The organism is Microaerobacter geothermalis (assembly GCF_021608135.1).
Lineage (GTDB): Bacteria > Bacillota > Bacilli > DSM-22679 > DSM-22679 > Microaerobacter > Microaerobacter geothermalis.
On record NZ_JAKIHL010000001.1, the window covers coordinates 170115 to 184633 of the forward strand.

11 protein-coding genes are annotated in these 14519 nt (G+C 43.5%); 10 read left to right on the forward strand and 1 reads right to left on the reverse strand.

What is annotated here, in order from left to right; translation table 11 throughout:
* Positions 1–4 precede the first annotated feature (4 nt).
* From L1765_RS00930 to L1765_RS00950, 5 genes are all read left to right on the forward strand, one after another.
* Entirely contained in the window at positions 5–571 is a 567-nt protein-coding gene (locus L1765_RS00930; protein WP_236403990.1) for a DUF4247 domain-containing protein, read from the forward strand.
* A gap of 47 nt (positions 572–618) precedes the next feature.
* Positions 619–1020 (forward strand): DUF350 domain-containing protein, encoded by a 402-nt coding sequence (locus L1765_RS00935; RefSeq protein ID WP_236403376.1) that lies wholly within the window; start codon positions 619–621, stop codon positions 1018–1020.
* Positions 1021–1124: 104 nt separating this feature from the next.
* Complete coding sequence (locus L1765_RS00940) at positions 1125–2675, forward strand: polyamine aminopropyltransferase (protein ID WP_236403991.1); 1551 nt, start codon at positions 1125–1127, stop codon at positions 2673–2675.
* Between the two features lie 199 nt (positions 2676–2874).
* Positions 2875–4173 (forward strand): nucleotide sugar dehydrogenase, encoded by a 1299-nt coding sequence (locus L1765_RS00945; protein ID WP_236403381.1) that lies wholly within the window; start codon positions 2875–2877, stop codon positions 4171–4173.
* 60 nt (positions 4174–4233) lie between these two features.
* The gene (locus tag L1765_RS00950) at positions 4234–5595 is read left to right on the forward strand and encodes a glycosyltransferase (RefSeq protein ID WP_236403384.1); all 1362 of its coding nucleotides are present in this window, start codon (positions 4234–4236) and stop codon (positions 5593–5595) included.
* A gap of 372 nt (positions 5596–5967) precedes the next feature.
* On the opposite strand, the gene L1765_RS00955 is transcribed toward L1765_RS00950, so the two are convergent.
* Positions 5968–6369 (reverse strand): hypothetical protein, encoded by a 402-nt coding sequence (locus tag L1765_RS00955; RefSeq protein ID WP_236403390.1) that lies wholly within the window; start codon positions 6367–6369, stop codon positions 5968–5970.
* 704 nt (positions 6370–7073) lie between these two features.
* On the opposite strand from L1765_RS00955, the gene L1765_RS00960 reads away from it, so the two are divergent.
* Genes L1765_RS00960 through narI form a run of 5 tightly spaced genes read left to right on the forward strand, consistent with a single transcriptional unit; the run spans position 7074 to position 14406 of the window.
* The gene (locus L1765_RS00960) at positions 7074–7958 is read left to right on the forward strand and encodes a GAF domain-containing protein (RefSeq protein ID WP_236403393.1); all 885 of its coding nucleotides are present in this window, start codon (positions 7074–7076) and stop codon (positions 7956–7958) included.
* Between the two features lie 28 nt (positions 7959–7986).
* Positions 7987–11676: a nitrate reductase subunit alpha gene (locus L1765_RS00965; protein ID WP_236403394.1), complete on the forward strand. Its 3690-nt coding sequence runs from the start codon at positions 7987–7989 to the stop codon at positions 11674–11676.
* Positions 11666–13147, forward strand: a complete 1482-nt coding sequence (gene narH, locus L1765_RS00970; RefSeq protein WP_236403396.1) for a nitrate reductase subunit beta — start codon at positions 11666–11668, stop codon at positions 13145–13147. Before L1765_RS00965 ends, narH begins: the two co-directional genes overlap by 11 nt.
* Before the next feature lie 3 nt (positions 13148–13150).
* On the forward strand, positions 13151–13702 hold the full coding sequence (gene narJ, locus L1765_RS00975) for a nitrate reductase molybdenum cofactor assembly chaperone (RefSeq protein WP_236403400.1): 552 nt from the start codon (positions 13151–13153) through the stop codon (positions 13700–13702).
* Positions 13699–14406 carry a respiratory nitrate reductase subunit gamma gene (narI, locus tag L1765_RS00980; protein ID WP_236403402.1) on the forward strand — a complete coding sequence of 236 codons (708 nt, stop codon included), beginning with the start codon at positions 13699–13701 and terminating at the stop codon, positions 14404–14406. The genes narJ and narI overlap by 4 nt, the downstream gene beginning before the upstream one ends.
* The last annotated feature ends 113 nt before the right edge of the window (positions 14407–14519 follow it).

Below are 14519 nucleotides of genomic sequence, written 5' to 3' on the forward strand. Positions count from 1 at the left end.
GGTGATGAAGATTAAACGGTGGAAATCTATTCTCGCCTTATTGCTCATCACCACCCTGTTTTTGGCAGGGTGCGGTGATGCAGCGTCACAAATCGCAGGACAATATCCTTTTGAAAATGTAGTCCAAGGAGATTTTGGTACGGCAGCTAAGGTATACCGTGCAACAAACCAGGGTGTCACAGAGGTGGCCAAGCAAATAGCTTCATCGTTTCCTCCTGTAGAAACCTCTGCAGAAAATGAAGAAAGGATGTTCTTGGTTTATCAGAATCAATTGGTCTCTTTGATGAGAGACCCGGAAAATCCCCAGGATACGTTGATTGAAGTAGCAAACCAGGAATTTGTACGGAATAATTATGACTTCGATTTGCTGGAAGCCTATTTAATTGCGAGTATCGTTGATGATTTGTTTGATATTGGATGGAAATTAAATAAAGCGAAATACAAGGGCGGATATAAAGGCTATGCAGGGCCTGGAGGGTATACCAAGTATGCAGGAAGGGAGGGTTCCCTCCGTTACGGATCAGCAACAGGTCAGAGTCCCCGTGGCGGTGGTCCCGGAGTTGGAAAGTAGCCTTTCGTGCAAAGTAAACAAGTAAAAAGGAATAAGAGGTGAATGCATTGAGTTGGAGTAATCCTTACATCGAAACGATTGCCTATTATGCAGTGGCTGTATTGGCCATCATTGTTTTTTTGGCCATTTTTGAAATGGTTACGAAATACAAAGACTGGGAGGAAATCAAGAAAGGAAATCTTGCCGTTGCCATGGCGACCGGGGGAAAAATATTCGGGATTTCCAATATTTTTCGATTTGCTATTACCTCTAATGATACGATTGCCCAGTCCTTGATATGGAGTGGCGTTGGATTTATTCTCCTCTTAATTGGCTATTTTATTTTTGAATTCATGACCCCCCGTTTCAAAATTGATGAAGAGATAGGGAAGGACAACAGGGCCGTTGGACTTTTATCCATGATTATTTCCATCGGATTGTCTTATGTAGTAGGAGCAAGCATTACTTAACGGCGGACTTTAATCACTTCTTTGACAAACTTGACTTGCGGACGTGTGAATCTTTAGTTCCACTTCTAAAAAATGAGGTTATTATGGTGAAAGAGGTTAACATGATGGAGCACAATGTAGACAAACAAGAAGAATATAAGGATAACCTCACGAAAAAAATATATTGGGCCAGCGGAATTGTTTCCATCTGCGGTATCATTTTTGAAGTGTTGTTTGGTGCTGCCGGTAGTTATATATTGGGGGATGGAGTAAAGCAATACACCATTACCATCGGCCTGTTTTTAACGGGAATGGGCATTGGGGCAAGCCTGAGTGAGCGAATATTGAAGCAGTTAATGGCTGCATTTGTCTGGATTGAATTTGCCATTGCCCTGATTGGCGGGACTTCTATTCTGTTTCTATTTGGTGTGATGGCTTTTATTGGGTCGGGGGTAGAGGCCCTGTTTCTCTATGGAGTAACCGTAGTGATTGGAGCCCTGACCGGTTTGGAACTGCCTATTCTAATCAGAAAGGCGACGGAGATCGGAACCCAGCTGAACCGAAGTGCAGCTAGGGTTCTTTTTTCCGATTATGCGGGAAGTCTTATTGGAGCCATTCTTTTCGTAATTTTGCTTCGCCCTTCCCTTGGTTTGGTGAAAACAGCCTTTGTTGTTGCCTTGATCAATCTTTTGGCTGGAGTATGGATGCTGTTTGTATTTAGAAAAGAAATTAGACGGTGGAGATTGCTGCGGGGGATAGCGATTATCCTGCTGTTTATTATGGTCGGCGGAATTTTATTTGGACAGGAAGCGGCTTTTTCCTTTGAACAAAAACTGTATAAAGCCCAGATTGTGGAGACCCTTGACACTCCCTATCAGCGGATTGTGGTCACAAGGGAGATGGATGATATCCGGTTATTTATTGATGGGAATCTGCAGTTCTCCACTTCTGACGAGTACCGATATCACGAATCCCTGGTTCATGTTCCCTTATCTCTTGCCAGGAATAAAGCAAAAGTGCTCATCCTTGGCGGAGGGGATGGTTTGGTGGCAAGGGAACTCCTCAAATATCCGGAAATTAAAGAGATCACCCTTGTGGATCTGGACGAGATGATGGTTAATTTTTCTCGCACGTCTCCTTTGCTAACCGAAGTGAATCAGGGCAGTTTGGATAACCAACGGGTAAAACTGGTTTTCTCCGATGCATTTCAATTTCTCCTTCAAACCGATGAAATGTATGATGTGGTGATTGGCGACCTTCCTGATCCCAATAATGAAAGCTTAAACAAGCTATATACGAGGGAATTTTACAGCCTGATCGGTAAAAGGTTAATGCCGGGAGGAATTCTGGTGGTTCAAGCCACCAGTCCTTTGTTTGCAAGGGATGTGTATTGGACGATTAGCGAAACCGTGAAAAGCGCCGGATTTAATGTGCTCAACTATCATGTGGATATTCCTTCTTTTGGTGATTGGGGATTTGTCATCGGGGCAAGGGAAAACCTTGATACTTCGAACATTCAATTGCCGGAGATTCCCCTTCGCTATTTGACACAAAAGGTGATTCCGTCCTTATTTGTTTTTGGCAAAGATGAAGACAATCCAGGCGGGCTGGATATCAATACGATTGACCATTCCATTCTTGTCCCCATGTATGAAAAGGCATGGAGATACTACTAGATTTGATGTAAAATAGGGAAGATGACTTCTTGAAAGATAGATGATGTTTTGGAAGGAAGAATAATGATGAACCTATTATGGAAAGTGTTATATGCCGTTGCCGGGATATTCCTCTTGGGAGGGATCATTTACTGGCTGTTTTATATTTAATGAAGGAATAAAAATTATCTTGTTGAGTTAAGGTCTGGAGGAGATTGGATTGGTTGATAAACCCCGCTTAGCAGTGATTGGATTAGGTTTCATTGGATTGCCTTTGTCATTAAGCTATGCCATGAATGGTGCCAAAGTGATTGGGATTGATGTGTTAAAGGAGCATGTTGGAAATATAAACAAAGGCATAACCCATCATATGGAGTACTATCAGGGGAAAAGTATTTCAGATATATTACGGGAGCAGTTGGAAGCGAAAACTTTTTACGCGACAACCTGTTATGAAGAGGCTGCGAGCCAGGTGGACAACTATGTGATAACCGTTGGAATTCCGGTTAGACAGGAAATCCCGGACACTTCATATTTGGAAGAATCTTGCCTTTCTTTATCAAAGGTGTTGAAGAAAGGAGATACGATCATTCTCCGCAGCACTGTTGTTCCCGGGACAACAGAAGAACTTGTACTGCCCATTTTGGAAAAGAGCGGATTGAAAGCTGGAACAGACTTTTATCTCGCCTATTGCTCAGAGCGAATTGCAGAAGGAAGGGCATTCGAAGAGTTTATTCACATGCCTTTAGCCCTCGGCGGAGTGAATGAGGAAAGTGCAGAAAGGGCAAAAAGCCTGCTTTCCTTTGTCACGAAGGCGGACATTCATGTCACAGATATTAAAGTGGTGGAAACGGCAAAGGTGATCGAAAACATCCAGAGAGATGTGAATATTGCCATGGTCCAGCAGTTTGCCCGATTTGCCGAAAAGCTGGGAATCGACACATTTGAGTTAATTCGAATTGCCAATACCCATAAGAGAGTCAATCTCTTAACCCCTGGTCCAGGTGTTGGAGGGTACTGTCTTCCCAATGCCTTATACTATTTACAGCCTAAAGCTAAGGAACTTCAAGTGGATATATCTCTATTGGAGAAGGCTCGCCAGATCAATGACAGCGTTCCCTATGCCCTTGTTCAGATGGTGAAGGATTCATTGGAAAAACAGGGGAGGTCTCTAAAAGGTTTAAAAGTAGCTGTCCTGGGTCTGGCTATGAAGGATTATTCCAATGATGACCGGATCAGCCCTCCTCACCAATTGGTTTCACTGCTGCTGGAGGAGGGTGCCCATGTTTTTGCCTATGACCCGGGAGTGCCAGAAAGCTACCCTTATAAGGTAAACTCATTGGAGGAAGCCGTTGCCGATGCCAAAGCCCTTTTCTTGCTGACCATGCAGGAAGAATTTAAATATGTCGATTGGAAAAGACAAGTGATTGATAAAATGTCTTCAAAACCAGTCATTCTTGATGGAAAAAACCAAATCCCACGTTCATTGGATAAGGATATGATATTAATCCGAATCTAGCTTGTTACAAAGGAAATAACGCAAAAAATAATTGATTTCACACAGGGAAGGAATAATTCCATGAGTAATCCGAGAAAAGTTTTGATGATTTCCTATCTCTTTCCCCCCATTGGTGGTGGGGGAGTTCAACGGGCTTTAAAAATGGCCAAATACCTGCCGCAGTATGGTTGGCAGGTCCATGTGTTAACCGTTGATTCTCCTGCCCATGTCTCCTTGGATCACAGTCTGCTTCAGCAGCTTCCTGAAGGAACGATGGTTCATCGGGCATCGGAAAGGGGAGTAGGAAAAGGGTCTAACATACCCGGAGGGAAAGCAGATTTTGTCTCCTCACAAGATCGTCAATTATCTTCAAATAAACATCCTGGTTCAAATAAAGGTTGGAAGAAGGAATTCATCAGGATCGCAAAACCGTATTTAAAAAAGGCCAAAGAGGGATTGCTTATCCCCGACGATCAAATCCTTTGGTACTCTGATGCCGTAAAAAAAGGATTAGATGTGATTTATTCCCATGATATTGATGTCATCTTCTCTACTTCAGGACCTTATACCAATCATTTGGTGGGCTTGGCCCTTAAAAACAAGACAGGTAAGCCATGGATAGCCGATTTCCGCGATCCTTGGACTCAAAATATGCATCAATCCGATATTCCCTGGAAGAAATGGATAGAGGAAACGATGGAAAGACGGGTCATGAATACATCCGATGTTGTTCTCACCGTAACCCCGTCCTTTGCCCGGAATTTCAAGAAAAAACATCCGGGCATCAAGAATTTGCAGGTGATTTACAACGGATTTGATCCCGAAGATTATGACAAGATTACTCCAATAGATACAAGGGGACTTTTTACGGCTTCATATGCCGGTATTTTCTACAAGGAAAGGAATCCAAGGCTTTTCCTGGAGGCTGTCTATGAGCTGATTCAGGAAGGATTGGTTGACCGGAAGCATCTCTCATGTAAGTTTGCCGGGGTGTTTGATTATCCGGGTTACTCAGAAAATTATGACTGTGTAAAGCAGCTCGGTTTGGAAGACGTCGTGGAGGTATTGGGACATCTGCCCCACCACGAAGTATTGTCCCTGTTAAAGGGCTCCAACCTGTTACTCCTGATAGGAGATACGGCTCCCGGCTCCGGGGATTATATTCCAGGGAAGCTGTTTGAATACATGGCCATTGGAAATCCAATATTGGCCCTAACCGTACCGGGCGAGTCAGAACGAATCATTAGGGAATATGGACTTGGTGAAGTGGTGAATCCCTTTTCCCAGAAGGAAATCAAGCAGGCATATCTAAGGATGTATCAACTATGGGTAAACGGAAATGGTTATGGCGAAACTGAAAGATCATTTAAAAAAGACATTAACATTTATAACAGGAAGTATCAGGCAGAACAATTGGCCGAAGTGATGGAAACTTTAATATAAATTTACTTATTTCGATTCTTCCTTTTAATAAACCTAAATATAAAAATAATCATAACTACTGTAGGTAAAAACACTAATAATATTTGCATGACTGCGGTACTTAATGAAAAAGTACTTGATGAAAATTCCATGCTTTACACTTCCTTTAACAATGTGTTTAACGTCTATCCATAAGAAGAATAGTCGTTAATAGTATGAGATGTAACTGTTAGCTTGATTCGATAGACCAACCCGTTTGGATGGTGTGCTCCAAACGGAAAGCATTAGTCTCGAACGTTTGAGGAGATTATGTAATACCTGATATACAAGACAATAAAAAGAGGGTAAAAAGAACAGTTTTTATAATGATTTTGTACCTTATAATCAAGATTATCACCCCAATGTTTCAATAAACTTTTCAACGACATTTTGATTTATTCTTTCAAATCTAAAAAAGTAGAATATTTTATTATGCTTTACCACGTAGTAAACCTGCCCACCATCTTTATAAACCGTTACAGTTTTATTTCCAATTAAAATTAATTTCTTGTCTTTATTTGGGAGTACTATTTTACCTTCTGATAAAGTCAGGGAAATATTATTGTTGTAATAAATTGTTATTATTGGACTTAAAAAACCATCATCATATTTTTCTACAGATTGAACAACCCAGTTATTAGGGATAGATGGTGGGTTAGTCAAATTTAATACTTTAGGAATTTGTTCAATCTCTATCGGTGATTTATATAAATTTGGCGTGAAATAACCCAACCAATATAAAAAAATACCGAACATTATAATCGCTATAATTATAATTAAGATAAGCCTTTTACTTTTAATTACCAATTGAATCACCTTTAAATAACGATTTAACCAGAAGACCTCAAGTTATATGTATCTAGAAAACTAGTCGGATTCCTATTTATTTCCTATTTGAATGTCGAAACATACGATCGGCTCTTTGCCACTAGCAGTGATTTCAAGATAGATTCTTTCTCTTAATTTCCAATAAATCTTTGAAAATACTGGACAAAGATACGTCTACATGGGAAATCAGATCTTATACGATTTACAAAAACGAATACGATCTCTGAAAGAGGATAAAAAAATCTTCGCAAAAGACCAGTCTATTATTTGAGCTTTTCAGAATTAAATTTTTTTGAAAACGCATGTCATACTTCTTTGAAATCAGGATCGCATGTTAATTCCGAGTTATTGCCAAAAATATACCATAAAATAAAAGGGAATATGGACCAATTTATATAAATTCAGGCAATCTTCATATAAAATCATGGAAAACTCATATAATCAGGAATTTATTATTATCTAAATGTTCATATATATAAATGAATGCAGTGAAATGAGTAGAGAAAATATAGAGTTTAAGCAGATAGGGGGAATCCCCTCCATAGGTTTGGGGGATTCCCCCTCTGTTTTTGTTTATGGGGGGTTATTTACAATGGAATCATAGAGGAATCACAGATGAAGGGGGTGAGTCTATGCTGCCTGATATGCAACAGACCATACGGATGGAGCTTGAGAACCTGTCCCGTAAGATAGAAATTGATTTTGTTGCGTTGGCTCTGTTTGACCCGGTCAATGTTGAGATTCGATGGCGTTTAGCCTATGGAGCATTAAGTGACCGATATCTCAGCATTGCCATTCGCGTAGGAAAAGGGGTGGCAGGTACCGTCCTGCAAACCAAAAGACCAATGGTGATTCCCTCCTATCCGGAGGATGTACCGGAAAACCCATTGGAGTATCCGATTTTATGGGTAGAAAAATTAAAGTCTGCCGTTGCCGTTCCTGTAGGAACAGATTCGTTCCTGTTCGGAGTACTCCTTGTCGGACAGCGGACAAAGCGGATATTTAGCGAGAAGCATTTAGCTGCCATAAACGAGGCGGCAATGTCCATTACAGAATTTTACTCTAAGCTGCAATCATCGGTTAGTTTTGAGGAACCCAAGTCCCATAAAAGTGATTCACCACTTGTCTCATTTTTGTTACAGGAAATGAAAACGAGAGTGAATCAAGTGACCATTGAGTTGTTGGACCAACGGGTTGCCCACATTTCTGAAAGGTATCAATTACAATTTATCGGTTTGTTTAAAAATCTGCTTGACCGCCTGATTACAGAATCAAGGGATCAAATCGTCATCAGTATCGAACGGCAAAAAGAGCAGCAAATGGTTTTTGAAGTGAAGGTAAACAGAAGAATTGATTCCCCCTATCAGACATTTGCTCACCTGATAGAAAAGGTTGGATCGTTAAAGGGAAATGTGGAAATGTACAATGAGCCCAATGAGTTCAGGTTACTCATGAATTTCTCCATTGGATTACTGTTAGACAATCAACCTTGGAATTTCCATAGAAATGGAAACTGAAACCTGGGATTAGAAAGGGGAGAAGAAAATGGGAAAGAAGAAGTCACCTTTATTTAATAAACTTCGGTATTTTACTTCAAGAGAAAAATACTCTAACAACTGGAGCGAAGTATCGCCGTATGGGCGTGAGTGGGAGGACGTGTACCGTAGGCGCTGGCAGCATGACAAAGTGGTTCGCTCCACCCATGGCGTAAACTGTACCGGATCCTGCAGTTGGAAAATTTTTGTAAAAGATGGGATCGTCACCTGGGAAAACCAGCAAACGGATTATCCGTCTACAGGACCGGATCTGCCGGAATTTGAACCCCGTGGTTGTCCAAGAGGGGCAAGCTTTTCATGGTATATTTACAGTCCATTGAGAGTCAAATATCCCTATATACGGGGAGTATTGCTTAACATGTGGCGTGAAGCCTTTAAACAGACCGGCGATCCCGTTCAGGCGTGGGCGCAAATTGTGGAAGATCCGGAAAAAACGAAGAAGTATAAATCAGCCAGGGGGAAAGGCGGATTCGTCCGGGCTTCCTGGGATGAAGTGTCACGGATCATTTCGGCATCATTAATTTACACCATTAAAAAATACGGACCTGACCGGGTTTTTGGATTTTCACCCATTCCTGCCATGTCCATGGTGAGCTACGCAGCCGGTTCCCGGTTCCTTTCACTGCTGGGTTCTCCGTTGTTAAGTTTCTACGATTGGTATGCGGATCTTCCTCCCGCATCACCGCAAATGTGGGGGGATCAGACCGATGTGCCCGAGAGCAGCGATTGGTTTAATTCAGGTTATATGCTGGTTTGGGGGTCCAATCTTCCAATGACCCGAACACCGGATGCCCATTTTATGACGGAGGCACGGTATCGCGGCACCAAGGTCGTTTCCATTAGTCCCGACTATGCCGAATTTGTCAAGTTTGCTGACAATTGGATGTCCGTCAAGCCGGGAACTGATGGGGCCTTAGCCATGGCAATGGCCCATGTAATACTTAAAGAGTTTTATGTGGAAAAGGAAACGGAATATTTCGTTGACTATGCAAAAAAATATACCGATTTTCCATTTTTAATTACCCTTCAGGAAGAGAATGGCGAGTATAAGGCTGACCGGTTCCTTCTTGCCAGTGACCTGGGCAAAGAGATGAACAATGGGGAATGGAAAACGGTTGTATATGATGAATCAACGAATGATTTTGCCATCCCACAGGGAAGCATCGGATCCCGATGGGGAGAAAACGGCAAATGGAATCTTAAAATGCAGGATATAGAAACCGGGCAGGATATTCAGCCTCGCTTAACCTTATTAGGAATTGAGGACGAGATCGTTCAAGTCCAACTGCCTTACTTCGATGAGAATGGGCGAAAGATCATGAACCGTGCTGTTCCAGTAAAACGAATCATGCAAAATGGACAACCTGTTTATCTGACAACGGTTTATGATTTAATGCTTGCCAATTACGGAATAGATCGGGGACTGGGTGACGGATTGGCTGCCAGCTATGATGAAATTCAGCCCTTTACCCCTGCTTGGCAGGAAGGGATTACAGGGGTTGACCGTCATTTGGCGATTCAGATTGCCCGTGAATTTGCCCAGAATGCCGTAGATACCAAGGGACGTTCCATGATTGTAATGGGAGCAGGAATCAATCACTGGTATAACTCCGATTTAATTTACCGGGCCATTTTGAATCTGGTCCTCTTAACTGGCTCCCAGGGAGTCAATGGTGGAGGATGGGCCCATTATGTGGGGCAGGAAAAGCTTCGTCCCGCTGAAGGCTGGCAAACCGTGGCTTTTGCCCGGGACTGGACACTGCCTCCCCGGTTGCAAAACGGCACATCCTTTTTCTACTTTGCCACTGATCAATGGCGTTATGAGGAGACCCCCGTCGGAGAATTGATTTCACCCCTGGCGGAGAAACCAAAGTATCAGCATTACGCCGATTATAATGTGATGGCTGCACGGCTGGGATGGCTACCTTCTTACCCGCAATTTGATCGCAATTCTCTCGCATTATATGAAGATGCGAAAAAGGCTGGAGCTAAAACCCCGGAGGAAATTGCTAACTTTGTAGCAGCAGAATTAAAAAAGAGGAAATTGCACTTTTCTGTTGAGGATCCAGACCACCCAAACAACTTTCCGCGGGTCATGTTTGTCTGGCGGGCCAATCTAATATCCAGCTCCGGGAAAGGCCATGAATATTTTCTGAAACATTTGCTGGGAACCTCCCATGGATTGATGAACGATGATGAAGCAAGCTTAAGGCCGGAAGAAATCGCATGGCATGAGGAAGCGCCGGAAGGAAAGCTGGATTTGATGGTTAATCTGGATTTTCGCATGGCCGGAACAGCCCTGTACTCGGATATCGTACTCCCTGCAGCAACTTGGTATGAAAAAAGTGATCTAAGCAGCACCGATATGCATCCTTTTATACATCCGTTTAATCCGGCAGTTGGTCCCCAATGGGAAACCCGTTCCGATTGGGAAGCATTCAAGGAATTGGCCCGTGCATTCTCGGAAATGGCCAAGGATCAGTTTGAAAAACCGCTGCATGATATTGTCACTACACCACTGCTCCACGACTCTCCAGATGAGCTGGCTCAACCCTTTGGGAAAATCAAGGATTGGAGCAAAGGAGAAATTGACCCGGTTCCAGGGAAAACGATGCCGCGAATCCATGTGGTTGAACGGGATTATGCCGCTGTATATGAAAAAATGATCGCCCTTGGACCCTTTGTAAAGGAAAAGCCCTTCGGTACGAAAGGGATCAACTGGTCAGCTGAAGAGGAGTACAACAAGCTAAAGAAGACCTTGGGTACTGTTCATAAGCAGGGAATTACCCGGGGCTGTCCCGATATTGCTTCAGACCGGCAGGTTGCGGAAGCGATACTAACCCTTTCCTCTACGACAAACGGCAAAATGGCAGTAAAGGCATGGGAGGCCCTTGAACAAAAAACATCCCTTGAACTGAAGGATCTTGCTGAAGAACGGGCGGAAGAATGTTTTACATTTGACGAGATTACCAGCCGTCCCAAAACGGTGATAACTTCTCCCGCGTTCAGCGGATCGGAAAAAGGAGGGCGCCGATACTCTCCCTTTACGACAAATGTAGAAAGACTGATCCCATGGCGAACCTTAACCGGGCGTCAGCAATATTACGTGGACCATGAACTGCTGCTTGAATTCGGGGAAAGCTTGGCTACCTATAAACCGATTTTGAAGCATACACCTTTTCATCCTTCCAAGAATCGTCCCGATGTGGATGGAAAAGAGGTAACATTGAACTATTTGACTCCCCATAGCAAATGGTCCATTCACAGCACTTATTTTGATTCACTGCCGATGCTGACTCTTTTCCGGGGAGGACCAACCATTTGGATGAACAAAGAAGACGCGGCAGAGGCGGATGTCCAGGATAATGATTGGATTGAATGTTTTAACCGCAATGGGGTTGTGGTGGCCCGTGCGGTGGTGACCCATCGTCTGCCCCGGGGGATTGCCTTCATGTATCATGCCCAAGACAGGCATATCAATGTTCCTGGAACTTCCCTTACCGAAAATCGGGGAGGAACCCATAACAGTCCGACCCGCATCCATGTAAAGCCCACCCACATGATCGGAGGGTATGCACAGCTTAGCTATGGATTTAATTATTATGGCCCAACTGGAAATCAACGGGATTTAAATGTGATTATCAGGAAGTTGCGGGAGGTGGATTGGCTTGAAGATTAAAGCACAAGTCGGTATGGTCATGAATCTGGACAAATGTATCGGGTGCCATACATGCAGCGTGACATGTAAAAACACATGGACCAATCGTCCCGGCGCGGAGTATATGTGGTTCAATAATGTCGAAACAAAGCCGGGCATCGGATACCCGAAGGAATGGGAGAATCAAGAGAAGCATCGCGGCGGTTGGGTATTAAAAAACGGGAAATTGGAGTTGCGTTCCGGAGATCGGCTAAGCAAATTGACCAACATCTTTTATAATCCGGATCAACTAACCATTGACGAATACTATGAACCTTGGACCTATGATTATGAAAAATTAACCAATAGTCCTGAAAAAAATTATCAGCCGGTTGCCCGTCCTAAATCAACCATCACCGGAGAAACGATGGATTTGAAATGGGGACCCAACTGGGAAGATGATTTGGCAGGAGCCCACGTCACCGGAATGCAAGATCCGGACATGAAGGGAATGGAAGAGTCCATTCGAATGGATTTTGAACAGGTATTTATGATGTACTTACCGCGTATCTGCGAGCACTGCCTGAATCCGTCATGTGTCTCTTCCTGCCCGTCGGGAGCCATGTATAAACGTGAAGAAGACGGGATTGTATTGGTGGATCAGGAGGCCTGCCGCGGTTGGCGCATGTGCGTTTCCAGCTGTCCCTATAAAAAGGTGTATTTCAACTGGCAAACCAATAAGGCAGAAAAATGCACCCTGTGTTTTCCGCGGATAGAAGCCGGATTGCCAACCATTTGCTCGGAAACCTGTGTCGGGCGGATTCGTTATCTGGGATTGGTATTATATGACGCTGACCGCGTGGAAGAAGCGGCCTCTGTTACTGATGAAAAGGACCTATACGAATCCCAGTTAAGTGTTTTCCTTGACCCGAATGATCCAGAAGTCATCGAACAGGCACGGCGTGACGGAATTCCCGAGGATTGGCTGGAAGCTGCGCGAAGATCACCGATTTATAAATTGGCTATTGAGTGGAAAATTGCTCTTCCCCTTCATCCTGAATACAGAACGCTTCCGATGGTATGGTATGTGCCGCCATTAAGTCCGATCATGAACTTATTCGAAGGGAAAGGAAGCCAATCAAATCCCGATGATGTATTTCCGGCGATCGATGAAATGAGAATTCCCATTGAATACCTCGCCAATCTGTTATCTGCCGGAGATACGGATGTGATTCGAAAGGTATTGAAAAAAATGGCTGCCATGCGCAATTACATGCGGTCCGTCAACCTTGGAAAGAAGCCAAACCAAGAAATGTTAAAGGAAAGCGGTTTGACGGAAGAATCGGTAGAAGCCATGTATCGGCTATTGGCCATTGCCAAATACAACGACCGCTTTGTCATTCCGGCAGCCCATCGGGAACTGGTTGCGGATATGTTAAGTGAACAGGGAAGCTGTGGACTTGACTTCATTGGCGGACCAGGCTCATGCGGTGTATTGGGTCAGGGGGTATAAATGATGGAAATCGAAATTTTTCAGCGCGTTTGCCACTTATCATCATCTCTTTTACAGTATCCAGATGTGGATTGGCGGAAGTCTTTGCAGGATTTCCGCCGCGAATTAGCGGATATCAGCGATGAAAAGATCTGTAAACCTTTCAATCAGTTTTTACAAGCGGTGGAACAGGCGGATGAAGAGGAATGGAATGAAAAGTATGTCCTAACCTTTGATTTTTCTAAGAAAACCAATTTATATCTCACGTATGTACAATTCGGAGAGGAGCGAGAACGGGGGCCTGCGTTGCTTGAATTAAAACAGCAGTATGAGAAGGCAGGATTGATGATGTCCGATGATGAGCTTCCGGATTACTTGCCCTTAATGCTGGAATTTGCCGCAGCAGCACCCATTGAATCGGCAAAACAGATATTGGGGCGCTATATCAGGCAAATAGAGACAATAAGGGATGAATTGATCCGATTGGAAAATCCTTATTCCTTGGTGCTTGAAGCAACCCTTCAGGGTATGAAAGGCGTCGGTTTAGAGGCTGCCGCAGCAGGAGGTGTCATATGAACTGGGGAGATCAATTTTTATGGGTAATCTATCCTTATGTGGTGATCACGATTTTTATCGTGGGTCATATCTATCGGTTTAATACGGATCAATATGGGTGGACATCCAAATCAAGTGAACTGTTGGAGAAAAGGATACTAAAGTGGGGAAGCATCCTATTTCACTGGGGAATTGTCTTTGTATTCTTCGGGCATATCGCCGGACTTCTCATTCCAATCTCCTTTTATCAATCACTGGGTGTATCCGATGAATTATATCACATCATAGCCGTTGGGATTGGTGGGTTAGCCGGTTTTGCCACAGCCATAGGAGTATTTATCTTGTTGTTTAGAAGGCTGAGTATGAGGCGCATCCGTTCAACCACGAGCATGGGAGATATGGCAGCTATTGTCCTAGTGGCGATTGCCATAGTTACCGGAATGCTGGCTACCACAACAAATGCGGTCGGTTCATCGGAGTTTGATTATCGGACGACCATTGGCCCATGGATACGAGGAGTCTTCACGTTGCAACCCGATGCTTCATTTATGGCGGAAGTTCCTCAGCCTTTTAAGATTCATGTGATTTCAGCACTCAGTTTATTTGCCGTTTGGCCGTTTACAAGGTTAGTCCATGTCTTTAGTCTGCCGATTACGTATCTATGGCGAAGCTATGTCATTTACCGCCGACGCAATCCGAGGGTGATTACTTCCAAACAAAGATGAATTTTTTGCTATTTACGAACGATGATAATTCAAAGTGATTTTTCCCTGCCGGAATTTAAAAAACTGGCAGGGGTAAAATAAAAGATGATCTTCCAAACATGATTTAGGAGGGA

Excerpts from the sequence above, each read along its gene's own strand:
- L1765_RS00930 (WP_236403990.1), top strand. The coding sequence starts at position 5 with ATGAAGATTAAACGGTGGAAATCTATTCTCGCCTTATTGCTCATCACC.
- L1765_RS00940 (WP_236403991.1), top strand. The coding sequence starts at position 1,125 with ATGGAGCACAATGTAGACAAACAAGAAGAATATAAGGATAACCTCACG.
- L1765_RS00950 (WP_236403384.1), top strand. The coding sequence starts at position 4,234 with ATGAGTAATCCGAGAAAAGTTTTGATGATTTCCTATCTCTTTCCCCCC.
- L1765_RS00955 (WP_236403390.1), bottom strand. The coding sequence starts at position 6,369 with ATGTTCGGTATTTTTTTATATTGGTTGGGTTATTTCACGCCAAATTTA.
- L1765_RS00960 (WP_236403393.1), top strand. The coding sequence starts at position 7,074 with ATGCTGCCTGATATGCAACAGACCATACGGATGGAGCTTGAGAACCTG.
- L1765_RS00965 (WP_236403394.1), top strand. The coding sequence starts at position 7,987 with ATGGGAAAGAAGAAGTCACCTTTATTTAATAAACTTCGGTATTTTACT.
- narJ (WP_236403400.1), top strand. The coding sequence starts at position 13,151 with ATGGAAATCGAAATTTTTCAGCGCGTTTGCCACTTATCATCATCTCTT.
- narI (WP_236403402.1), top strand. The coding sequence starts at position 13,699 with ATGAACTGGGGAGATCAATTTTTATGGGTAATCTATCCTTATGTGGTG.